The organism is Streptomyces sp. NRRL S-378, from assembly GCF_000720645.1.
Classification (GTDB): Bacteria; Actinomycetota; Actinomycetes; order Streptomycetales; family Streptomycetaceae; genus Streptomyces.
In genome coordinates this window covers 1-21,824 of sequence record NZ_JOBX01000066.1, presented here as the reverse complement: position 1 = coordinate 21,824, position 21,824 = coordinate 1, and the positions used below count along the sequence as shown (strand labels likewise).

24 protein-coding genes and 3 pseudogenes are annotated in these 21,824 nt (G+C 70.5%); 12 read left to right on the top strand and 15 right to left on the bottom strand.

The genetic code is table 11. From position 1 onward, the window contains the following. Nucleotides 1–516: an STAS domain-containing protein gene (locus tag IH80_RS46995; RefSeq protein ID WP_107056948.1), complete on the bottom strand. Its 516-nt coding sequence runs from the start codon at nt 514–516 to the stop codon at nt 1–3. Between IH80_RS46995 and IH80_RS0132000 the strand changes: the two genes are divergently transcribed. Together IH80_RS0132000 and IH80_RS0131995 are read left to right on the top strand one after the other, a co-directional pair. Next, the gene (locus tag IH80_RS0132000; protein ID WP_234432449.1) at nt 487–1,230 is read left to right on the top strand and encodes a Ku protein; all 744 of its coding nucleotides are present in this window, start codon (nt 487–489) and stop codon (nt 1,228–1,230) included. The two genes, IH80_RS46995 and IH80_RS0132000, sit on opposite strands and share 30 nt — an antisense overlap. Further along, entirely contained in the window at nt 1,227–1,628 is a 402-nt protein-coding gene (locus tag IH80_RS0131995) for a TraR/DksA family transcriptional regulator (protein ID WP_030965126.1), read from the top strand. Before IH80_RS0132000 ends, IH80_RS0131995 begins: the two co-directional genes overlap by 4 nt. Before the next feature lie 72 nt (nt 1,629–1,700). Here IH80_RS0131995 and IH80_RS0131990 read toward each other — a convergent pair whose 3' ends face one another. Next, nucleotides 1,701–1,916: a hypothetical protein gene (locus tag IH80_RS0131990; RefSeq protein ID WP_030965124.1), complete on the bottom strand. Its 216-nt coding sequence runs from the start codon at nt 1,914–1,916 to the stop codon at nt 1,701–1,703. Further along, nucleotides 1,913–2,149, bottom strand: a pseudogene (locus IH80_RS0131985) (hypothetical protein); the annotation flags it as partial. The gene IH80_RS0131990 and the pseudogene IH80_RS0131985, both read right to left, overlap by 4 nt. Nucleotides 2,150–2,782: 633 nt before the next feature. Between IH80_RS0131985 and IH80_RS0131975 the strand changes: the two are divergent. After that, a complete protein-coding gene (locus IH80_RS0131975) occupies nt 2,783–4,213 on the top strand; it encodes a PKD domain-containing protein (protein ID WP_030965121.1) in 1,431 nt (476 codons plus the stop codon). A 295-nt stretch (nt 4,214–4,508) separates the two neighbouring features. Here the strand turns inward: IH80_RS0131975 and IH80_RS0131970 are convergent, their stop codons facing one another. Both IH80_RS0131970 and IH80_RS44190 read right to left on the bottom strand, forming a co-directional pair. Beyond that, nucleotides 4,509–4,757, bottom strand: a complete 249-nt coding sequence (locus tag IH80_RS0131970) for a hypothetical protein (protein WP_030965120.1) — start codon at nt 4,755–4,757, stop codon at nt 4,509–4,511. Nucleotides 4,758–5,236: 479 nt separating this feature from the next. Beyond that, a pseudogene (locus IH80_RS44190) lies at nt 5,237–6,049 on the bottom strand (IS5 family transposase). 252 nt (nt 6,050–6,301) lie between these two features. Here IH80_RS44190 and IH80_RS46990 point away from each other — a divergent pair. Continuing rightward, entirely contained in the window at nt 6,302–6,427 is a 126-nt protein-coding gene (locus tag IH80_RS46990) for a hypothetical protein (protein ID WP_267883536.1), read from the top strand. Between the two features lie 56 nt (nt 6,428–6,483). Here the strand turns inward: IH80_RS46990 and IH80_RS0131955 are convergent, their stop codons facing one another. From IH80_RS0131955 to IH80_RS45045, 5 genes and pseudogenes are all read right to left on the bottom strand, one after another. Further along, nucleotides 6,484–6,966, bottom strand: a complete 483-nt coding sequence (locus tag IH80_RS0131955; RefSeq protein WP_030965118.1) for a DUF5959 family protein — start codon at nt 6,964–6,966, stop codon at nt 6,484–6,486. Between the two features lie 164 nt (nt 6,967–7,130). After that, nucleotides 7,131–8,423: pseudogene (locus tag IH80_RS41155) on the bottom strand (IS256 family transposase). Between the two features lie 128 nt (nt 8,424–8,551). After that, nucleotides 8,552–9,337: a hypothetical protein gene (locus IH80_RS0131945; protein ID WP_030965115.1), complete on the bottom strand. Its 786-nt coding sequence runs from the start codon at nt 9,335–9,337 to the stop codon at nt 8,552–8,554. Nucleotides 9,338–9,682: 345 nt separating this feature from the next. Beyond that, nucleotides 9,683–10,498 (bottom strand): hypothetical protein, encoded by an 816-nt coding sequence (locus tag IH80_RS0131940; protein WP_030965114.1) that lies wholly within the window; start codon nt 10,496–10,498, stop codon nt 9,683–9,685. Nucleotides 10,499–11,483: 985 nt separating this feature from the next. Continuing rightward, nucleotides 11,484–12,086 carry a hypothetical protein gene (locus IH80_RS45045; RefSeq protein WP_158943706.1) on the bottom strand — a complete coding sequence of 201 codons (603 nt, stop codon included), beginning with the start codon at nt 12,084–12,086 and terminating at the stop codon, nt 11,484–11,486. Nucleotides 12,087–12,875: 789 nt separating this feature from the next. Here IH80_RS45045 and IH80_RS47235 point away from each other — a divergent pair. Beyond that, nucleotides 12,876–13,307 carry a Ku protein gene (locus IH80_RS47235; RefSeq protein WP_324609440.1) on the top strand — a complete coding sequence of 144 codons (432 nt, stop codon included), beginning with the start codon at nt 12,876–12,878 and terminating at the stop codon, nt 13,305–13,307. Then, complete coding sequence (locus IH80_RS47230) at nt 13,304–13,879, top strand: hypothetical protein (RefSeq protein WP_324609439.1); 576 nt, start codon at nt 13,304–13,306, stop codon at nt 13,877–13,879. Before IH80_RS47235 ends, IH80_RS47230 begins: the two co-directional genes overlap by 4 nt. 38 nt (nt 13,880–13,917) lie before the next feature. Here the strand turns inward: IH80_RS47230 and IH80_RS0131915 are convergent, their stop codons facing one another. Together IH80_RS0131915 and IH80_RS0131910 are read right to left on the bottom strand one after the other, a co-directional pair. Further along, nucleotides 13,918–14,175 (bottom strand): hypothetical protein, encoded by a 258-nt coding sequence (locus IH80_RS0131915; protein ID WP_030965112.1) that lies wholly within the window; start codon nt 14,173–14,175, stop codon nt 13,918–13,920. Between the two features lie 82 nt (nt 14,176–14,257). Continuing rightward, complete coding sequence (locus IH80_RS0131910) at nt 14,258–15,418, bottom strand: hypothetical protein (RefSeq protein ID WP_051810184.1); 1,161 nt, start codon at nt 15,416–15,418, stop codon at nt 14,258–14,260. Nucleotides 15,419–15,708: 290 nt separating this feature from the next. Here IH80_RS0131910 and IH80_RS0131905 point away from each other — a divergent pair, with 290 nt between their 5' ends. The 6 genes from IH80_RS0131905 to IH80_RS0131875 all read left to right on the top strand — a co-directional run bounded on the left by IH80_RS0131905 (nt 15,709) and on the right by IH80_RS0131875 (nt 19,950). Beyond that, nucleotides 15,709–16,068 carry a hypothetical protein gene (locus tag IH80_RS0131905; RefSeq protein WP_030965109.1) on the top strand — a complete coding sequence of 120 codons (360 nt, stop codon included), beginning with the start codon at nt 15,709–15,711 and terminating at the stop codon, nt 16,066–16,068. Nucleotides 16,069–16,348: 280 nt separating this feature from the next. Then, entirely contained in the window at nt 16,349–16,633 is a 285-nt protein-coding gene (locus IH80_RS44185; protein WP_030965108.1) for a hypothetical protein, read from the top strand. Between the two features lie 427 nt (nt 16,634–17,060). Continuing rightward, complete coding sequence (locus IH80_RS41140) at nt 17,061–18,023, top strand: hypothetical protein (protein WP_158943704.1); 963 nt, start codon at nt 17,061–17,063, stop codon at nt 18,021–18,023. Beyond that, nucleotides 17,963–18,538, top strand: coding sequence for a hypothetical protein (locus IH80_RS0131885; protein ID WP_030965106.1), 576 nt, complete (start codon nt 17,963–17,965; stop codon nt 18,536–18,538). Before IH80_RS41140 ends, IH80_RS0131885 begins: the two co-directional genes overlap by 61 nt. 38 nt (nt 18,539–18,576) lie before the next feature. Beyond that, nucleotides 18,577–18,912 carry a hypothetical protein gene (locus IH80_RS0131880; RefSeq protein ID WP_030965104.1) on the top strand — a complete coding sequence of 112 codons (336 nt, stop codon included), beginning with the start codon at nt 18,577–18,579 and terminating at the stop codon, nt 18,910–18,912. 54 nt (nt 18,913–18,966) lie between these two features. Then, on the top strand, nt 18,967–19,950 hold the full coding sequence (locus IH80_RS0131875) for a phosphotransferase family protein (RefSeq protein ID WP_030965103.1): 984 nt from the start codon (nt 18,967–18,969) through the stop codon (nt 19,948–19,950). 60 nt (nt 19,951–20,010) lie between these two features. Here the strand turns inward: IH80_RS0131875 and IH80_RS0131870 are convergent, their stop codons facing one another. Genes IH80_RS0131870 through IH80_RS47475 form a run of 3 tightly spaced genes read right to left on the bottom strand, consistent with a single transcriptional unit; the run spans nt 20,011 to nt 21,706 of the window. Beyond that, nucleotides 20,011–21,246: an ATP-grasp domain-containing protein gene (locus IH80_RS0131870; protein ID WP_051810183.1), complete on the bottom strand. Its 1,236-nt coding sequence runs from the start codon at nt 21,244–21,246 to the stop codon at nt 20,011–20,013. Further along, nucleotides 21,243–21,551 carry a hypothetical protein gene (locus IH80_RS0131865; protein WP_030965100.1) on the bottom strand — a complete coding sequence of 103 codons (309 nt, stop codon included), beginning with the start codon at nt 21,549–21,551 and terminating at the stop codon, nt 21,243–21,245. Before IH80_RS0131865 ends, IH80_RS0131870 begins: the two co-directional genes overlap by 4 nt. After that, entirely contained in the window at nt 21,455–21,706 is a 252-nt protein-coding gene (locus IH80_RS47475) for a Mu transposase domain-containing protein (protein ID WP_420708895.1), read from the bottom strand. Before IH80_RS47475 ends, IH80_RS0131865 begins: the two co-directional genes overlap by 97 nt. Nucleotides 21,707–21,824: the final 118 nt, after the last annotated feature.

The following is a 21,824-nucleotide window of genomic DNA, read 5'->3' as shown; positions in this document are numbered from 1 at the left end:
TCACACATAGTCCCCAGCCTGACTGGATCGCAGGGAGCGCACCGCGTACCACTGTGCGCCGCGAGTGCCCCAGCCCCGCCGTCTGGTGCTCCCACACTGCGGCGTCGGCCAAGCAGCTCGACAACCCCCGCCCGCGGTCCGTTGCTGGGTCTGCCGGGCGTGGATGAGGGCGTTGAGTCCGGCGGAGCCGCAGAAGGAGAGGTCGGTCAGGTCGATGACGATCTCGCCCGGCCCGCCGGGCTGAGTGATCGCCGTGTGCAGGGCGCTGCGCAGCATCGGGGCGCGGTCGATGTTCATCTCCCCGCCGACGTGCACGACAAGGCCACGTCCGTGCGCGAGGGCGGCCGCTCTGCGGGTTCCGCAGACGGTGCGGGGACGTCGGTCATCCGATGAGCATCGCTCCGAGCGGCCGGGGGAGAGCACTCTGTCCGGGTGGCTTTCACCCCTCGTCCCGCGCGCCAACGCCCGGCCGCACGCAGGCAAGGGGTGCAATGGAGACTGCGGGGGAGCCGCCATCGGACGGGCTGCTCCCGGCCCCCGTGGCGCCGTCGACCGCGGGCAGGCCCGGCTGCCGTCACACGTCGCCGGGGCGCCGCCCCGGGGGAGTTCGGGAAGGTCTACAGCCTGCTGGAGCAGGCCCTGGCCAAGGCAGGCAAGGCGGGCATCGCCACCTTCGTGATGCGCCAGCACGAGTACCTGGTCGCCCTCAAGGCCGAGAACGGCCTCCTCACCCTGCACTGGGCGGATGAGATCCGGAACCCGAAGAAGGAGATCGACACCCTGCCCGGGAAGGCGAAGGCTTCGGACAAGGAGCTGAAGATGGCCGAGCAGCTCATCGGCGCCATGAGCATGATCTGGGACCCCGAAGAGTTCCACGACACGTTCCAGGAAAAGGTCGCCGACCTCATCGAGGCCAAGAAGGCTGGCGAGACCATGGAGAAGGCCGAACCCGCCGCAGAGCCGACAGGCGTCGTCGACCTCATGGAGGCCCTGCGCGCCAGTGTCGAGCGCGCCGGAAGCCCGAAGACCACGGGCGGGAAGGCCACGGTCTCTGGGAAGACCGCGGTCGGGAAGAAGCCGGCGGCAAAGAAGCGGATCCGCTCCGCCCCGAAGGAGGACCTGACCGACCTGTCGAAGGCAGACCTCTACCAGAAGGCGGCCGCCGCCAACGTCCCCGGCCGCTCGAACATGACCCGCGACGACCTGGTGAAGGCGCTGTCCCGAGCATGACCGAGGCAGGTCGCGACCGGCACGATCCGTCCGCCTTCGCGACCGCCCGCGCACGCCTCGCGGCCGACCGCGCCGACACCCTGGCTCGGGCGGCCGCGCTGAGCCGCGACTTCGATGCGATCGTCGCGGCGAACGCCCTGGTCGCGGTCGACGACGAGCACGACCCCGAGGGAGGCAGCACCGCCTTCGAGCGGTCTCACGTGGCCGCCCTGTTGGCGCGGGCGCGCGAACACCTGGAAGAACTGGACCGGGCGCTGGAACGGCTCGAACAGGGACTGTACGGACAGTGCGAAGGCTGCGGCGGGGCGATTCCGCCCGAACGCCTGGAGATCCGTCCCGCCGCGACCACCTGTGTCCGCTGCGCGTCCGATCCGCGGCGGCCGCCACGGCCCGCCTGACGCCGACCGATGTTCCGGTGCACCGACGGATTGCGCCGGGCTCGACAGCGGCGGCGCCCCGGCCGGGAAAGGTCAGCCTGCGTCGGGACGCCGGCCGACCAGCTGCGTGAGCAGGTCGATGATCTGGGCCTGGGTGCGGTCGATCCTCTGGTTGAGGACTTCGAAACGGCCCCCGAGTCCATCCACCTCCCGCTCCAGCCCGGCGAGCTCCCGACGAACCGCCGCCAGACCGGACGCAACGTTCGCGTCGTAGGTCTCCAGCGGCGAGCGGGCCTGGTGGCCGCTCACGGGGTCAGGTCCAGGATCCGGACCGGCCGGCCCTCCCAGCGCTTCGGCACCGTGGTGGCCACGATCGCGCCCTCGGGCCGGTCCGCCGTCGGCTGCGCCGCGTGCTGGCTGTGGGCGGCCGCCCAGGTCTCCTGCTGGGCCACGGCGAGCGCGGCGGGCAGGTCCAGGTCGAGGACGGTGATCCCCGGCAGGGCGGCCAGGTGCTCGGCGGTCCCCGGGCGGGCTCGGTCCGCCGAGCGGGCGGGTGAAGTCCGCAGCGGCCCTGGGATCACCCGTTTGCGGACCCCCCAACGTCACCAGGAACCCCGGCCCGCCGACAGGCCCGCGTCCGTCGGCCGCGGGTCAGGAGTCGTCGTAGTGGTCACGGCTTCCCGACTTGGCCAACCCTCGGCTGATCATGTACCCGAAGGTGAGGATCACGATGAGCACGGCGAACGCCACGTGCACGCCGACCACCGTCACCCTGGACGGAAATCGGCCGCAGCCGCCAAGTGTCGGCCGGGAGGCGTAAGCCAAGCTCGTCGTTGTCGCCGAGTTCCCTGGGGCTCACCGTGGGCGCTCCTGCTCCCTACACGTAATTGGCTGTCTGAGGTGGCCCGACCACTGTGCCTCGCAGCGGCTGTCGCCAAGCCTCTGTGTACGCTGATCATGCTCTTTTCCGATCGCGTTCAAAACAGAAAAATGGGGGGCCGGTGCGCAATCGCCGAGTCGCAATCTCCGCTGCCTTCGTCGCAGCAGGTCTCACTTTCGTCCCGGGCACGGCCTCGGCGACCGAGGGGCCCGTGGTCGGGCCCGTCGCGCCGAGCCCGGCTACGAATCAAACGCCGTCGGCAGGTGCGCGTGCCGACAAGGCCAAGGTCGGCTCGGTGCAGGGTGACTCCGCCGCGGGCAACCCGGATCTCGCGCTGCAGATCGGCGGTTCCACCCGTACTGCGCTCGGACTTGAGATGAAGTCCGAGATCACGAGCGCGGACGTCACGCTCGACGTCGTCGTCGACTGGGGCGACGGCACGACGGACCAGCAGGCCACCAAGGGCACCGGAGACGTGCGCAACAAGCACACCTACTCCGAGGTCGGTGACTACCTGGTCAAGGTGACGGTGACCGACGCCGCCAACGGTGTCCAGGTCGTCAAGGAGCTCACGCACACCACCCTCGGCGCCGAATTCACTCCACACGCCCCGACCCGGCTGCTGGACACCCGTGACGGTACGGGCACGAAGGCGGGCAAGGTCGCCGGTCGCGGCACCACCCGCGTGAAGGTGGCCGGCGTCGCCGATATCCCTGCTGACGTCGCGATGGTCGCCCTCAACGTGACCGTCACCAGCACCACCGCCGGCGGTCACGTCACGGTGTGGGACGGCGACGACACCGGGGTCCCCCAGACGTCGAACCTCAACTACGACGCCGGTCAGTCCGTCCCCAACATGGTCATTGTCCCGGTCGGCGCCGACGGCGCGGTGGACCTGTTCAACGGCGGCTGGAGCTCCGTCGACCTGATCGCCGACGTCACCGGCTACTTCACCCACTCGCCCGCCAGCGGCTACACCACGATGGACCCGACCCGTTTCGTCGACACCCGGGAGGGCCTCGGTACCACCCGGGGCCAGCTCGCCGGGCGCAAGCCGTTCTCCACCCGGATCAGCGGCATCAAGGGCATCCCCCAGGGCGTCACCGCCGTAGCGCTGAACGTGACCATCACCAACCCCAGGGAAGCGGGACACCTGTCCGTCTTTCCCAGCGGCGGCCCGGTTCCGACCGCGTCAAGCCTGAACTTCACCGCTGGCCAGACGGTTGCCAACTCGGTGATCGTGCCCGTCGGCGCCGACGGCACCATCAGCTTTTTCAACGGCTCCTGGGCCCCGGCCGACGTGGTGGTCGATGTCGTCGGCTACTACAGCAAGGACAGCAAGGCCGCCTACTGCCTGCTCGGGTGGGACCGGATCATCGACACCCGTCAGAGCCGGTGGCGCGACGGCAAGCTTCCGGCCCAGGGCTACTTCTCGAAGGCGTTCGAGCGCGCGGGCGTCGAGGCGTACGTCATGAACGCCACCGTGACCAACACACCGGAGGCCGGGTTCCTGTCCGTGGCCCCGAGCCCGTTCCCGCCACAGAACGGCGGCGCACCGCTACCGCCGCGCCCCGGATCCTCCACCCTGAACTGGGGGGCGGGTCAGACCACCTCGAACCTCGCACAGGCCAGCGACGGTGACCACGGCGTCATCAACTTCTGGAACCAGGGTTGGAAGGACGTCGACCTGATCGTCGATGTCTTTGGCGTCTACGAGACGAACTGATCCACCGGGGTCCGGGCGGGCAGGTGTGTTGTCCGGGGCCTGCCTGCCCGCCCCGCGCCCGGGTTGCCCACACCGGTGGTGCGCTGTGGGCCATGGCCACCCGTCGCCCTGCCTGTACCAGTTGTGATCCAGCGCCGCCCGGCGGACGATATGCCGGCGGGTGGGGACCTGTCCGGGGCGTCGGACTGCGACGTCGACATCCGACACCACCCCCACACCGGCGAACGGGACGTCCGATGATCGACCGAGGCCCGCTGGACCATGCGCTGGAAGACCTCCTTGACCCCCTTCGGCATCACCTTCGACGGCCGACTCTCCGCAGCACGTCAGTAACCCCAACCACCCTCGACACACCGTCCGATTGACAGACCCCCTCCGCAACGATTGCTCCGGTCAGCCATTCGCGGGTGCCACTCCGGATCACTGCCCAGTCGTTGTACGCGTGGACCGTGTCGACCAGCGGCTGAAGCGACTGGGCCAGGTCCGGGGCCACCAGCAGGGCGGTCTCCCGTTCGGAGCCGATGTAGTCCTTCGCGATGCTCACCCGCCAGCTGTTCCCCGCCCCGCTGACGCCGAGCTGCTCAAGGGCGGTCGTTCGGAACGGTGAGGCCTTCGGTCAGCGGCACCCACGACGCGCGGGTGTCCGCACTCACCGCCACCGGCTCCGAGGCCGCAGCCGGGGCCGGAGCCGGATCGGGAGCAGCGGGGGCTGCGGTGGCGGCCTGCGGGGCGGTGGCCTGCCCCGCCCGCGGCCCAGCAGCAGGCGCAGCGGCGGCGGGCCCGGTGCTCGGGGCGGCCGGCGCCGCGGGAGCGGGCCCGGCCGGGCCCGGGCCCGGGGCGGGAGCGAGGGCGAGGGCGAGGGTTTTGGCGGCGGCCTGGTCGACCCGGGGCCGACGCCGTGGGCGTCGGCGAGGATCCCGGGCGACGCCAATCCCGGCTTCTCACATGCTGAGGAGCACAATCAGGGGAGTATCGATCTTGGCGCACTTCAAAGGCACTAACCGAGCCGTCTTAGACCGTGTCCTATGTGGTGAGGCGGACGAGTCGCTTGTAGCAGCAGCTGGCCGCGGCGAGACCGAGCCAGGTAGTTGCGGGGATGGCGTTCGTAGCGGTGGTTGAGTCTGCGGTAGCCGGTCAGCCAGGACATGGTCCGTTCGATCACCCACCGGCGGCGCCCGAGCCGTTCTGATGACTCGATGCCTTTGCGCGCGATACGGACGCCGATCCGCTTCCCACGTAGCCATCTCCGCAGTTCAGGTATGTCGTATGCCTTGTCGGCATGGAGGCGCTGGGGCTTGAAGTGGCGGCCGCGGTGGGGGTCGTGTCTCGTTTGGTGACCGAGCACCATGGGCTTCAGTGCCTGGCTGTCATGAGTGTTGGCGGCCGAGACGCCGACGACCAGGGGCAGTCCGGCCGCGTCCGACAGGACGTGCATTTTGGAGCCCGGCTTGCCCCGGTCCACGGGACTCGGGCCTGTGAGTTCGCCCCTTTTTTGGCCCGTACGTGGGCGGAGTCGAGGACGGCGCGGGACAGGTCGAGCAGGCCGGCGTCGTCGAGCCGGTGCAGGATCTCCTCGTGCAGCCGGCCCCAGACTCCGGCCCGTGACCAGATCAGGAAGCGGCGGTGGGCTGTCGACTTCGATATTCCGAAACACGGCGGTAGTGCCCGCCAGGCACAGCCGCTGACCAGGACGTAGATGATCGCCGCGAACAGCGTCTCATCAGGCGTGTCCTGGGTTCCGCCGCCCTGCGGCCGCACCCTTGACGGCGGGATCAGCGGCTTCGCGATCTCCCACAGCCCGTCCGGAACAATCCAACTCCACGTACCCCGCCCCATACCGAAGCCAACGACGCCTCACCACATAGGACACGGTCTTAACCGCTCTGTTCTGGTGAACTGAAACAACCAGCCTGGCCCTGCTGGCCAGGGCCAGAGCACTATCACCGCTGATAGCGGCCTGGCTCTACCCGCAGGGCCGGACCTGGGAGACCAGGGATCACGACCGACCGTCGACCGCTCTCGCTGCCCGCCTTCTCCAAGCCCGCTTCCGACGCTCCCATACCCGCCCAGGCGGGTGGGCGGTAGCTGGTGCCGGTCGAGCAGGGCGCCGACTTCCGCCAGCCGCCCGGCGAGACCGAGCCCGTACCCGCCCCGGCCCGACGTCCGCTCGCCCCCGGCGGCCTCACCTTCTCAGACCCGGACCGCCACATCTGATTCCCAATCGTCGTTGTCAAGCAGTCGGAGTGTGGTGCGGGAGTGCGAGCTCGCGGTCAGGGACGTGCGTGATGGTGATCCTCGGTGCCAACGCTGAGAGCGGCTCGGGCCGCCGCCAGACGCTCCCTGGACTCGGCTACCCACTTTGCGCCCATGTCGAGCGGCACCGAGACGACGATCTGGGTACTGGGCCCGTCATGGACTTCGACCACGTAGGGGTCTTCCGCAATGAATCGGAGGTAGGCGGTGCGACCCGATCGGGGCCAGTCCGCCGTGAATGGGTCGTCGAGGTCGGCCTCGTGCTCGGCCTCTTCGATGGCGTCCAGAAGCCGGTCCCAGTCTTTGAGGTCCTCGGAGTCGAAGCCGAGATAGACCGTCCCATTCACGAAGCCGCTGGTCACGACGGCCTCCGCGTCGTAGTACCGGACGCCCAGGCTTTCGAGGGTGGGCTCGGTCAAGCGCAGACGAACGCTGATGCTCTGGGTGAGGTCGGCTAGCCGGATCAACTCGATTGCATCGGGCTGTGTGTTCGTGTCCATGGCCGGGAACCTACGGCAGGCGCTCGGGCACGACTCCGAGGGGTGCGCCTTCAACGTCTACGGGCGAGCACCGTGATCGTCTTGCGGCGGCTGGTTCCGGTTGCGGTGGCTGGGCTGTCCAGTGGGGGTCTGTCAATCGAACGGTGTATCGAGGGTGGTTGAGGTTACTGACGGGCTGCGGAGAGCTGGCCGTCGAGGGTGATGTCGAAGGCGTTCAGCGCGGTCTTCCAGCGCATGGTCCAGCGGGCCTGTCCCTTGCCGGTGGGGTCGAGCGACGTGATCGCCATATAGACGCACTTCAGGGCAGCGGTCTCGTTCGGGAAGTGCCCGCGGGCCTTGACCGCTCGCCGGATGCGGGCGTTCACGGACTCGATCGCATTGGTCGTGCAGACGATGCGGCGGATCTCGGTGTCGAACCGCAAGAACGGGGGTGAACTCCTCCCACGCGTTCTCCCAGAGCCTGACGATCGCCGGATACTTCCGGCCCCAGACGTCTGCGAACTCGGCGAACCGCTCGAGTGCGGCCTCTTCTGTCGGCGCGGTGTAGATGGGCTTGAGCAGCCTGGCGATCTTGTCCCAGTCCTGGCGGGCGGCATAGCGGAAGGAGTTCCGCAGCAAGTGGACCACGCAGGTCTGCACGATCGTCCGCGGCCAGACCGTCTCGACCGCATCGGGCAGGCCTTTCAGACCGTCACAGACCAGCATGAGGACGTCGTTCACGCCGCGGTTCTTGATCTCGGTGAGGATGTGCATCCAGTGCTTGGCGCCCTCGCCGCCGTCGCCGGCCCACAGCCCGAGGATGTCCCTGCGGCCTTCGGTGGTGACGGCCAGGGCCACGTAGATCGGCCGGTTGGCGACCGCGCCGTCGCGGATCTTCACGTGGATCGCGTCGGTGAAGACCACCGGATAGACGGCGTCGAGCGGCCGGTTCTGCCACTCGGCCATACCGTCCAGAACCTTGTCGGTGATCGTTGAGATCGTCTGGCGGGAGACCTCGGCGCCATAGACCTCGGCCAGGTGGGCCTGGACCTCGCCGGTCGTCAGGCCCTTCGCGGACAGCGAGATGACCATCTCGTCCACACCGGTCAGGCGCTTCTGCCGCTTCTTGACGATCCTCGGCTCGAAGGATCCGTCCCGGTCGCGGGGAACTGATATCTCGACCGGGCCGACGTCGGTCAGCACGGTCTTCGCGCGGGTTCCGTTGCGGGAGTTGCCGCCGTTCTTCCCGGCCGGGTCGTGCTTGTCATAGCCGAGATGGTCGGCGATCTCGCCCTCCAGGGCGGACTCAGCAGCCGCTTCGTCAGCTGCTGGAGCAGCCCGCCCTCGCCCCTCAACTGCAGGCCCTCGGCCTGAGCCCGGGACACCAGCTCATCGATCAGCCGGTCATCCACCGCCTTCGACGGCTGCGGCTCAGACGGCTCGACGATCTCGGCCTCGGTTACGTTCTCGCTGCTCATCGGTGCATCTTCCTTGATCGGGAGTTACACCGAACGATTTACAGTCCCACTGGAGCATCTCGCCCACTGCCTCCGACTCCCGGCCTGGCCCGCCGGAGTTTGTGCCCGGCGACGCCGCGGTCAGGCGTTCACCGGCTGGCCTGCCAGGTGCGGGCGGCAGCGAGCATGTCGAGGGTCCAGGGCTCGGCGTCACTGTCGGTGATCTGTTCCCACACGCTGACGGTGGCGTCGGCGAAGGCCGCGACGGCGGCCGGCGGGGCGGTGGCGTAGGCCGGGATGCGGGCGGCCCACTGGTGGGCCTGCTCGGTGCTGTGGCCGGAGCGGACGAGCCATACCGCCCACAAGGCGGCGTCGATCCAGGCTGCACCGCGGGATACCCACGCCCAGTCCACGACGCGTACGCCGTCGCCGGTGATCAGGATGTTCGTGGGAAACCAGTCCGTGTGCAGCAGCGCGTGGCCGTCGAACAGAGCCGGGTCGGGGGTGTGCTCACGCATGCGGTCCGGCATGGTCCGCACGGTCACCCCGTCGGGGACCGTGAGCTGCGACAGTCGGGCGAGGCTGTCGGCGACGTGCGGGAGGTCCGGGGAACCGGGGGTGTAGTCGGCATGGCGGCCGTCGGCGTCTTCGAAGGCCAGCAGGTCCCAGCCGTGGCCTTCGGCCCGCCACAGCAGCGCGGGGGCGATCCCGGCCACGTACGGGTTGATGGCGGCTTCGCGCGCCTGCGTCCAGATCCGCGGATGCCCGGTCCGCAGACCCTTGACGAACAGGGTGGTGTCGGCGGTGCGGACGTGGGCGGCGATCTCGGAGTTCAGGCCGCTTCCGGCGGTCTCGTACTTGAGGACGGGGCCGGTGCGTTCGGTGATGAGGGCGAGGGCTTCGGCGGGGAGTTCGGTCATGCGGTGGGTGGGCATGTAGGTCAGGCTTCCAGACGGGCGGGGCCCCCGGCGCTGGTTCGTGCCCGCGGCCGGTGGAGCCCGGGCGGGCAGCGTTCCACCGCTGCGTTCTTAACGTGCCGCGTGCTGGCCGTGCTGCGGCGAGCAGCCGCTGCGCGGTGCGGTCGCTGGCTTGGTAACTATGGCGCCCGCTCCAGGGCTGCGGTGCCGCCGTCGCCGTGGGACTCGGCATCGGCATAACGGTGTTCCTCAAGCGTCAATGGCGTTCGAGCTGGAAAACGCGACACCTCAACGTGTGACCCACGAGTCCCGAGGCCGAACCTCGCCCCCACCGGGCGGCCGGGGCGAGGTCGTGCATCGGTGTCAGTCGAGCAGCGCCACGCACTCCCTGAGCAGGGGTTCCAGGCGCAGCAGGTGGTTCTCCTGCCGATCAAGGACCTGGAGGGCGTCGAGGCAGGTGACGACCCAGCGGGCCTCGTCCTCGTCCTCGATCCGGAGCGCTACGGCGGCCACCGCGCTCTCCAGGTCGAACGGGGTCTCTTTGAACTCCTCGTCGAGGGCCCGGTAGCCGGTCGCGAGCAAAGGGTCCGCGAACGCCCCGGTCGCCTCGACGAAGGATCGGGCGGCGACCCGGTCCCCACGCAGGCCGGCCAGGCGATGCAGGGCCGCGTCCGGGTCGCTGAGTTCGCCGTGGAGGTGGTGCGCCCTATCGACCAGGATCGGCCAGCCTCCTGTGAGCTCGTGGAGTCGGTCCAGGCGGTCCTCCGTGTGGAACTTCTCCACGCGCTGGGCCCAGCCGCGCAGGCTGCCGCGGTCGTGCCGGCGCAAAACGACGGGAGCGGCCGAGGTGGGTTCGGTGCCCGTCAGTAGGGGGCGCCACAGTCCGAGCTGGTTGGGGTCGGTCACGACAACCACGGCGCGTGTCACGCCGGATGTGGTGGGCAGCATTGTCTCGGCCTGGTCGACCGCCTGCCGGGGAGCCTCGGGGCGGGCGTCCGGGTAGCGGGCGAAGTCGCTGATGACGACCCGTCGCTCCCGGGGGCGGCCGCCCGTCAGCTCCTGCTTGTAGGCACTGGGCTTGCCGACGGGCGGCAGGGTCCAGTCGGGGATACGCCCGGCGAACGTACGGAGGGTGTCGCCAACGTCCCTGACACCGGTCGCGGTGGTGCCGAGGACCACCCTCGTCTGGTTCGACCTCCCGCCCAGGAGGTAGTCGAGCTGGGTGATGGTGAGCGGCGCCGACCGGCCGTCGGGCAGGTCTGTCGGCGGGGTTTTTGCCTGTGGGCGCCCCGGTTGGTGAAGTTGCTGTCAGAGGGGCAGCGCAGGCCGATAGCATCCAACCGATGGCGGGGTGCCGCAGCCTGAGCAGGCGCGGCAGAAGTTGGGGAGTGGGCGCATGGGCAATGTCTGGACGAGGCTGACTCAGGAAGCCGGGCCCTGACGCTCTGAGGGAGCACTACCGGACGCAGGGGCACAAGGAGGCGGTCACGTACGCGGCCCTCGCCGCTGCGGCGACGGGGGTGGCGTACGGGGTGAACCGGTACCGCAAGTACGCCCAGGACAAGAAGATGGATCGCCGGATCGCCGAATCGGAAGCCTCAGGAGCCAGGCCGAGGTCGACCGGGGGCACTCGACCGTGTAGAAGGTGAGCCTCCGAGAAGGCCTGTCGAGCGACGGGCCCGTCCCTGCGCGTCGCTAGGGCGGGTGGAGGTCAGGTCGTCCGTAGCGCGAGGGTCTCGTCGTGAGCGGCGGCCACAGGGACGACGCAGGGCGGAGCCGGGGTGCAGTGTTCTAGCCCGGCCTCGAGGCGGTCCGGTCCCGTCGATTTCGCGGTTGCGGGGGCTGGTTGCCGATGGCCCGACGGGAGCCGAGGGAGCCTGGTTGCGGCGCGCTGGAAGGCCCGGGTGGTCGAGCAGCGCCGCTCATCTCGCCCGCACCTGCGCCCCTGGCTTCATCGAACGCTCTTGGTGGCTCCGGCGGTGGGACTGTTCCGCCCGACCGCCGGGGCTGCGGCCTCCCTTGTGAGCAGAGAGTCCAGGCGCGGCATGGCCGCTGAGCCGGAATCCGCACAGCTGGCATTCGGCGAACATCGCCGCGGCCGCCCCGGTGCGGGGTGGCCGCGGCGCCGTGCAGGTGGCTCGGCCGGGCGGTTCAGCTGTGGTGGTTAAGGGCAGGCCTCACCGAACTTGACCACGCCTACGGAGATCTTTTCGGTGACGGGGACGGCCTTGTTCTTCGGGTCCTGCTCGCAGATCTTCCAGTTGGTCAGGAGCAGTACCGTGCGGCCCTGGCCGCTGACGTCGTGGAACGAGGTGGCCTTGTAACCGTCAGCGAAGCCTGCCGTCTTGAGGGCTTCCACGAGCAGGTCACCGGACTTACCGGTCATGTCAGGGACTTGCGCCGTCTGCGGCGCTGTTTCCTGCGTCGGCGAGGGCGACGGCTCGGGGGCCTTGACCGCCACGGGCGGAGGTGCGGTGACCGTGACGGTTGCGGTAACAGTGACGGTGACGGTGGGAGTGGGCTTGGCCTCGGCCGACTTGGCCTCGGAGGGTGACACAGCAGCAGCGACCACCGCGGCTATCAGGAAGAAGGCAACCATGCCTCCGCACCCGAGGACGGTCTTCTGCTTGGCGTTGAGCTGCCCATCGACCTTGCCGGGGCCGGCCTCCGGCCGCGGAGCAAAGGGAGGGTGGGCTCCCGGTGCTGTGGGGGCGGGAGCAGCGTCGAGCTGCTGCGGGTAGCCGGGCGCAGGGGTGGGCACAGTCATGGATTGCTCCAGTGGCAAGCGAGAGGTGGCCCCAACTTGGTGCGGTGAAGTGGGGTTCTCACACTGACGCCGGGAGCTGGCGGCGCTCAACATACACGTTGAAAGCCGAACAACACCAGAGCCCACGATCAAGGCCCTGCAGCGGCGTAAAGGGCCGCTGACCTGCGTTCGCGTGCCTTCGCCTCCCCGGACGACTGCCTCTGCCGACCCGTAGGACGATGCCGGACCCATCCTGCCCGCCCGGCGCGTCGGCGCCTGCCACGCCGGGTCTTCGGGGAGAGACTGCTTGGCGTCCGGGACGAGCAGATGCAGCGCCCCGGCGCATCCGCAAGGCGATTGTGCCGTCCGGTACTTGTGGGCCTCGTTGCTGGACTCCGCCACGCATGGAGCCGGGGAGCAGTGGACTACACCTCGACACTTCACCGGACGCCCAGCGGCGAGGGCCATGCCGTCGAACAGTGACCCGACGCAGTGCGCCCCCGCCCCGATGGAGTCAGTCCCAGCAGCAGAAATAGCGCAGGTTCGGAATACCGTCTCTCCACCAGTGCTGGTCGAGGAGGGACCCGAGGGCGAGCACACCATGCGCTCCTGGACGCGGGAGCGCGGCGAGGTGGAAGGGCCCTGACGCCTGTCGAGGGCTTCCCTGCCGCGCCGGAAGGTGGCTGGCGGCTCGGCGGCCGGGGCTGCCGTTGCCGGTGGGGGGTGATGGGGCGCAGGGTGGGAAGACGCCCAGGTGGACCCGCGGTGAAGGGTGGTGCGGGCGATGGCCAGACCGGTGTGGACGGGGTCTTGGGGTTCGGGCTCGTCAGCCTGCCCATCGGCCTCTACACGGCCACCGACAGCCACACGATCCGCTTCCACCAGCTACAACGCGGGACGGCGGACCGAATCCGCAACCGGCGCGTGAACGAACGCACCGGCGACGAGGTGGACCTCGCGGACATCGTGAAGGGCTACGACACCGGCGGCGAGTACGTGATCGTCGAGCCGCAGGAGCTCGACGAGATCGCTCCCGGCCGGTCCCGTTCTATCGACGTCGTCGGCTTCGTCGACCTGGACACCGTCGACCCGGTCTTCTTCGACAAGACGTACTTCCTCGGACCCCGGGGAGCCCAGTACGGGAAGGTCTATGCCCTCCTGGAGCGCGCCCTGGCCGAGTCGAACAAGGCCGGCATCGCCACGTTCGTGATGCGCGGGCGCGAGTACCTGGTCGCCCCTTGAAGGCGGAGGAGGCGGAGGGCCTGCTCACGCTCCACACGCTGCACTGGGCCGACGAGCTGCGCGATCCGCACGCCGAGGTGCCCGACCTGCCGGGGAAGGTCGAGGCGACGGCGGCTGAGGTGAAGATGGCCATGCAGCTGATCGACGCCCTGGCCATGGAGTGGGACCCGGAGTCGTTCCACGACTCCTTCCGCCAGAAGGTCGAGGCCCTGGTGAAGGCGAAGGCTGCCGGGGAGACCGTGGAGAAGGCCGAACCGGCGGCGGAGCCCACCGGCGCCGTCGACCTCATGGAGGTCCTGCGCGCCAGCGTCGAGCGGGCCAGGAGTCCCAAGGACACCGGCGAGAAGGCCGCCTCCCCCGGCGCCCGGGCGGCCGGCGGCAAGAAGGCGCCGACCGCGAAGAAGCGGGCGCGCTCCGGGCCGGCGGCCAAGGGCCGGGAGCTGATGGCGCTGACGAAGGCGGAGCTGTACGAGAAGGCGGCCGCGGCCGGCATCCCGGGCCGCTCGTCCATGAACCACGACCAGCTCGCCGACGCTCTCGCCCAAACCGGCCGCGACCGGCGCAAGGCCTGACCGCCGCGTGGTGGGAGGTCTGACGGGCACAGCCGTGGTCAGGCCACCGTGACGCGCAGGACGTACGGCTCGCCCGTGCTGATCGCCTGCGCCTGTTCCCGGAGGTCCGCGTCCGTGAAGCCGAGCAGCGCCTCGTCGGCGGCGCGGCGCAGCAGCGGGAGGATCTCGGTGACGGGCCGGCCTCGGTGCGCTGCGGCGAGCTGGGCGAAGGCCCGCTGGTAGGGGGCTCCGTACGTGCTCGCGCTGTCGGCCAGCAGGTGGTCAAGGTGCTGTCGCTCGATGCTGATCTCGCCCATGGCCCGCTCCTTCGGTCCTCCGGGGCCCCGTCCGGTCCGGGGCCTCGCCGTCGACGCTACGAGGCCGGTCTGACATCGCCCCCTACCCGGCAAGGGGCGCGTCCCGGCTGATGAGGTCCTGGAGCTGCTCGCGGACGGGTGGCGGCATCAGCCCGTCGGTGGCGAGGAGGTGCCACTGGCAGCCGGGAATGCGCTGGTCGAGCCGGTGGAACTCCCCGTGCTGGTAGAGCAGCACCAGGGTGTCGAGGGCGTGCTGGGCGGGTGGCCGGTCGCGCTCCTTCAGGGTGCTGAGCACGGCCAGGCCGGCCATCGCGTAGCGGCCGTTCATCCACTCCAGGGCCGCCTCGCCCAGCTGCCCGGCGGCGAGTTCCTCCTCGACCCGGTCGCACAGGTCCAGGGCCCACTGCCGTACGCCGGCGGCGGTCTTCCAGGTCCGCGCCAGGTCCTGGAGCGGAGCGGTGGCGGCCAGGTCGCGCAGATGGTCGCGGGCATCGCGCACGGGGCCGAGAGCCAGATGGTTGTCCTCGGTGAGGACCGCGTCGGCGAACTCGGGAACGTCGTTACGGGTGGTCTCGACCAGGGACGCGATCGGGTTGGCCGTCGCGGTGGGGTTCATCGCGCGCAGCAGGTCGCCGATGTCCTCCAGGGACATCGTCCCGTTGATGGTGGCGGCGGCCGCGGCCAGTGCGGCGTCCTTGGGTGTGGCGGTCGGCGTGCCGGGGTTCTTGTCGAGGGCCGTGAGCTCGGGCGGGGGCCAGGCGTGTCCGGCGGCGCGGGCGAGGCGGGCGATGCCTTCGTCGATGCGCCGGGCCCGGGCGGGGACCAGGGTCACGGTCAGGCGGGCGTCGGCGATGTGGTCGGCGAGGTCGTCGAGCCGTTGGTCCGGGTCGGTGTCCGGGTCGTCGTCGCCGGGGACGGTGAGGGTGTCCACCGCGGCGGTGAAGGCGGCCCGTACCGTCTGCTCGGGTACGGGGAGCTCTCCGTCGAACAGGAGCAGTGCCACGTCGGTCGGGCGCTTGCCGCGGCCGGCGTGACGGGCGAGGCCGAGGACGAGGTCGAAGCTATCGGGCGCCGGGGTGTAGGTGCTGCCCTTGCCGCGGCCCAGGCCTCCGCTGGGGACATTGCCGGGCAGCAGGCGGCGGCTCCTCCAGACCTCCAGCATCTTCGCGGTCACGGTGAAGCCGTGGCGGTGCGCGTGGTCGAGCAGCAGCTGATCGGCCGCGCTCGGGGTGTCAGTGGACATGCCAGGGAAGGTACCGACGCCTCTCCGGGCTATGACCGAGCTTTCACCCTCATCCGGTGACTCCCCGCGGAATTGAAGCCAAAGGGCTACCCCATGACGTATCGGTGGCGCCCCTTTAGAGCCCCCCTACCTCAGCCGGGTCGCCTCGGAGCTCGTCCGCTCAAATGGCGTGGAGCTGAAGGGGGTTGCGTGGCTAACCCCCCGAACCCGCACTGTGCCGCCCGGGACGCGACGTCAGTGCGCGGCTCTTCATGCTCCGCCCGTCATCACACAGAGACAAGGACACCACCATGCTCACCGACGTGCTCACCGGCTGGACCGCGGAGACCCTGGGCGGCCTCACGCTGCTGGCCGGGGCCACAGCCTGGGGCTGGATCCGCCGGCGCCGGAACCAGGCCGGCCCCGGCGCGGCCCCGGCCATCGGGGCCGGCGAGGCCGTGCGGCCGGTTCGCATCTACACCCTGCTCGGAGCCCGGGCCGCCGACGGCCAGCCTGTGCACCTGCCCAGCAGCCGCCCCGCCGGCATCCGGGTCACCTGGACCGGCCCCGCAGGAAAGACGGAGCAGTTCGAGTTGACCGACGCCATGCTGCCGGACGGCACCTACACGGCGGAGCGCGTATCGGCGTACCTGGAGCCCGGCACCCTGTGACTGGTCTTCATTGAAACGAGTCCTCACAGGCCGGAAGGAAGTCCCGTGGAACTCACGTCATCGAGCGGTCCGCCAACGCCTTCCAGCAGGGTCTGACCGAGCGCCAGATCCTGGCGGTCGCCCGGCGCGCCTTCGGCCCGGGCGCCGAAGTACGTGCCGCGAGGGAGCTGGGCGGCGGCATGTACAACACCACCTACCGCATCGCCCTCGCCGAACGCGGGGAGCCGGTCGTCCTGCGGGTGGCCCCGAAGCGGGCCAGTTCCGCTCCGAACGGGAGCTGATGCGCGCGGAGTACGCGTCGGTGCCGTGGCTCGCCCCGATCGCCGAACTGATGCCGCGGGTCCTGGCAGTCGACTTCACCCAGGCTGTCATCGGCCGGGACTGGATGATCCAGTCCTTCCTGCCCGGCACCCCGGCGCCGGACAAGGGACGGAATCAACGCCGTGGGGGGACCTGCGGTCCCAGGCTCCCGCCCAGGAGCGACGGTACCAGCGTGATCATGATCCGGGCGAGCGGTCTGCCTGAATGCTGCGCACTTGCCGGCTGCGCCATGGTGGGGCCGTGATGGCCGGTCAGCCAACAACGTCAGGCTTGTGACCTGGGCGTTTGCCGACGGGCGGTGGGGACGCCCGTCGGGGCGGACCTGCGGGGGGCGGTGGCTGCCCGGCCCACGCCATACACGCTCCAGCCGACGAACCCGGTCGTGAAGGCGCTCCAGCCCTCCCGGTCCCCAACCCCGGCCCGTGCAGGTAGCCGTACTTAAAGTCACGGACCCCAGGAACCTCTGGAGCCTCGCCACACGTCGTACCGGGCATGATCGTCATACCTGATGCCCGCACGGCCGAGCTCTACGCGCAGCGGTCCCGGACCGACGCCCGCACCGATCCGGCAGAGGCCGAGCCGCTCGTGCTCGAGCCTGCTCGCCGGCTGGGCGCGGTACCCGATCGTCGCGATGGACGAGCGGTACGAGGAGATGGACGACGAGGATGACGATGACGGATCGATCTTCCGCTGAGCGGGCGGACGCACTGGTCGACGCCTGGGACGAGATGAGGGAGTACGTCGACCACGAACCGCAGACGTACGAGCGGCTCGTCGTCGAGTGCGCCCGTGAACTGGCCGCCGATCCGCGCGGGCCGCTCGCCTACAGCTGGACGCTGGGTCTGGTGCTCGCGCTTCCGTACCTGGCTACAAGGAAACCGGAGGACGGTGACGTCGAGGCGGTGTTCGGCGCGGCGCAGGCCGTCGACCGGGCGCTGCGGGACGCGCCCTGCACGCACCAGGACCACCCCTTTCAGGGCAACTTGGAGGCGGAGCTCGGGAACATGGCGGACGTCCTGCGGGAGCTCGCCGACGACGAGCGGCCCTGGACGGACCTCAGACCGCGCGACGCATGGCTGTGCCCGCGCAACGTCGCCGGGCACGCGCGCGTGGTGATGGAGTCGCTGCGCCCCGGCTCGGCCGGCGACGTACCGCCGTTCCTGCCGTTCGAGGACCGGTACCAACTGGAGGGGCTCACCGCGATCATGGAGGGCTACCCACTTGCCAGGACTTTCGACGTGGCCTGGGACCTCTCCTTCGCGGCCTCCGCGCTGCAGGAGGCGGCGGACGACGAGCTGGCCGGCCGGGTCTTCGTGGCCACCGCCGTCGCGTGGTACATCGAGGCCGAGGCGGACGACGCCGACGCGCAGGAGCTCGTCGACGAGCTGGCGGACGCCTTCGAGCGCGCGATCGGCCCCCTCGACGACGGGCACTGCCCCCATGGCGCGCACCCGGACCTTCCGAGCGACACCACCGAGACCCTGTGGGTGGGCATGCACCTGGCGAGCGCCCGCGGCCGCGCGGTGTACGAGAAGTGGCCCGAGCCCTGGGCCCCACCCCTCGACACCGCCCTGTGTCCGGCGTTCGTCGCGGCCACGGCCCGAGACTCCCTGACACGGCTGAGGAACGACTGACGTACGAACAACTGGTCCGCTCCTGGAGCGAGACCGGACAGGACCACTACGGTCCCGACGACGTCCAGGACCAGGTCGTCCTGGAGTGCGCACGGGCACTGGCGGACGATCCCGGCGGGGAGCTCGCGTATCAGCGGGTGTTCGGGTTTGTCCTGATGCTGCCGTACACCGAACTGGCCGGCGGGGACGTGCCGCTCGTGGTGGCCGATGCGGCGCGGGCCGTGCGCCGGGAACGCGTGGGGCAGGGCTGCGGTCATGAGGGGCACCCGTTCGACGAGCAGTGGGAGGACCTCGTCGACACGCTCCCGGACGTGCTGCTGATGCTGGCCGACGACAGTACGGAGTGGTGGGAGAACCACTCGCGGGAGCAGTGGCTCTGCCCGCGTGTCACCGGGTTCGCGGCCATGGTCCTGGAGGCGGACCGCGCGTTCGCTGTTCACCGGGATCGAACACCGGCGTTGGTCGTGGAATGGCCGACTCCCCGCCCCCTTGTGTATGAATTCCTACGGGTGTAGCTTTTCGTACACTCAACTTTCGTGGAGGATTCCTGACCATGCGGATCACCTTCGACCTGCCCGGCGTCTCCGGCGGGTCTCAGACCGTCGACCTTCCCGAGGACGTCGCCCTCGCCCTGTACGACGGCCTCACGAACAGCCGTGCCGTCATCGACCCCAAGGCCGAGGACTTCGACGAGCTCATCGCCTCTACTAGCCTGCTCAGTCGGCTCATCGCCCACCTGACGCTGTCCCGCGAGCGCCACATCGCCGCGGCTGACGCCACCAGCCCGAACGCCAACCGCCGGGCCATCGGCATCGCCGCCGCGATGCAGCCCTCGCAGCTCGGTGTCGTGCTGGAACGCAACGGCCGGCCCCGCAACCGCAGGACCTGACCAGCAGACTCCAGCCCAGTTCCCCGAAGTCCTCACAGCCCGGAAGGAAGTCCCGTGGAACTCCACGTCATCGAGCGGTCCGCCAACGCCTTTCAGCAGGGCCTGACCGAACGCCAGATCCTGGCCGTCGCCCGGCGCGCCTTCGGGCCCGGCACCGACGTCCGTTCCGCGACGGAGCTGGGCGGCGGCATGTACAACACCACCTACCGCATCGACCTGGCCGGCCGCGAGGAGCCGGTCGTCCTGCGGGTGGCACCCGAACCGGACAGGCAGTTCCACTCCGAGCAGGAGCTGATGCGCGCGGAGTACGCGTCGGTGCCGTGGCTCGCCCCGATCGCCGACCTCATGCCGCGGGTCCTGGCGGCCGACTTCACCCAGGCCGTCATCGGCCGGGACTGGATGATCCAGTCCTTCCTGCCCGGCACCCCGGCGCCGGAACTCCTCGGGTCCTACCCGAAGGAGACGCACGGGGCGTTCTTCCGGCAGCTGGGAGAGATCACGGCTGCCGTGCACGCCGTCGACGGACCGTGGTTCGGCCCGGTCACGGGCCCCGGGCACGCGCGTTGGAGCGAGGCCGTCGTCACGTCCCTGCGCCTGATCGCCCAGGACGTCGAGAGCTGCGGCCTGGACGCGGCCGACCTGCGCAAGGCGGCCGACGCCGCCCAGGCCGGCGCGCAGGTCCTCGACGAGGTCGCGGTGCCGCGGCTGCTGACCGGAGACCTCTGGACGGTGAACACGATGCTCGCGGCCGCCCCGGTCCCCACGATCTGCGGTGTCCTGGACATGGACCGCACCTGGTGGGGGGATCCGGAGGCGGACTGGACGATGCGGATGGCCCGGGCCAAGCAGGACGCCCGCCTGGCGTTCTTCGACTCCTACGGCCGCCCGGAGGAGACCGAGGCCGGCGCGTGGCGGCGGCACGTGTACGAGGTGCGTCACCTCGGCGCGCTGCGGCTGGAGCGGCACCGGCTGGGCAACGAGGCCGGAGTCGAGGACTCGTACGGGGCGGTCGCCGAGGAACTCGCCGCCCTGATCTGAGCACGGACACATCGAAGGGGGCGCCACCCAGGTCTGGGTGGCGCCCCCTTCAATGTGCGGTCAGGCGGGCTGCGGTTCGACGTGGACGTCGATGTCGTCGAGCAGCTGGGCGACGCGGGCCTGGGTGGTGCGGGCGTCGGGGCTGACGACGATGAAACTGCCGAGCCGTCCGGCGTTGGTGTGGGCGGGTCCGACCGTGTCGCCGGGGCGGGCGCGGAGCCGGACGAGGGGGGTGTCCGGGCCTGGTCGGGGCAGGCCGGTGACGGCGGTGAGGCGCCCGGCGGCCGGGCTGGTGAGGAACTGGGCGGTGGCGTGGTGGCGGCGGGCGGGGGTGAGCCGGGCGGGGCGGCCGAGGGCGATGTCGAGGAGGGCCGTCCAGGGGTTGATGCCCAGGGCGTGGTGGAGGAGGTCGCCGATGTGGCCGGCGCCGATGCGTGCTGCGGTCTCGATGACGTACGGACGGCCCGTAGGGGTGACGATGACCTCGGTGTGGGAGGCGCCGTTGCGGATGCCGACGGCGCGGACCGCCCTCGTCACCTCCCGGTAAATGGCCTGTTCCGCCGCGGGCGGGAGCTGGGTCGGCAGGGTGTGGGCGAGTTCGACCCGGTGCGCGCCGCGGGTGGTGGTCTTGGTGGTGATGGCCAGGTGGGTGGTCCGCCCGTGCTGGGTGAACGACTCCACGCTGTACTCGCGGCCCGGGATGTACTGCTGGAGCAGCACCGTACGTCCTGCCGTGGCCGCGTACATGCCCGGCGCGGTGTGGGCCGTCTGCCAGGCGGTGTCGGCGTCGTGGAGGCGGGCGAGGACAGTGACGCCCTGGGAGCCGGCGGCGTCGGCCGGTTTGACGATGACGGGGAGCCGCATGCCGGGCCGCAGGAACCGGGTGCGGAGCACGGCCGGGGTGGCGATGGTGTGGGTGCGGGGCGCGGTGACGCCTGCGGCGGTGAAGGCGTCGGCCATGGCGGCCTTGTCGCGGGCGGCGTGTGCGCGGACGGGGTCGTTGCCGGGCAGGTCCATGAGGGCGCAGGTGTGGGCGGCCAGCGGGGTGAGGTACTCGTTGGTGGTCAGGACGGCGGCGGCGTTGATGCGGCGGGCGTAGGCGACGGTGTCGGCGAGGGCCTGCTGCGGGTTGCCCAGGTCGGTGGTGAGGGTGCCGGTCAGCAGGCCGCGCAGGGCGGGGCTGTAACCGGTCAGGGCCTGGGCGGTGGTGACGGGGTGGCCGGAGGCGGCCGCGGTCCGGGCCAGGTGCCCGGACTCGGGGCCGGCCGCCTCCAGGAGCAGGACGGGACGGTTCACGTGAGGTAGTCCTCGCACGTGCCGTCTCGGCGGGTGTCGAGGGTGAAGCAGTGGAAGCCGCCGCCGAAGAGCCGGCGGTGGCGGTGCCGTACGGGGACGACGGTGAAGTGCTCGGCTTCGAGGGTCTTGATCAGGCCGGTGCAGTCGGCGTTGACCAGGACGGTGGCCGGGTCGACGGAGAGGACGTTGAGGTCGATGTAGGGGCTGGTCAGGACGAGGTCGGCGTCGCCGTAGGCGGGGAAGGCGCCGGTGTCCGGCTGGGGCGGGACGATGAACTTCCAGCTCTGCAGCGGTTCGGGGAGCATGTCGCGGATGCCGTCGTGCCGGGCGAGGAACGGCGGCCGATGGCCAGCGGGTGGACTGAGTAGCCGCAGGTGTCGAGGCGGACGTAGTGATCCCGCGGCAACCGCAGCGATGCCTTCCCCCAGCCCGGCGGCGAGATCGGCGGCAGCTGGAGCATGCGGGAGCGGTCGGCTTCCAGCCGGTCCGACGGCCTCGCCTGCAGCGTCCGGTGGATCCGCCGGTTGGCCTTGGTGAGCCAGTCGGCCAGCTGGATGTTGAAGTCCGCCGGACTCGCG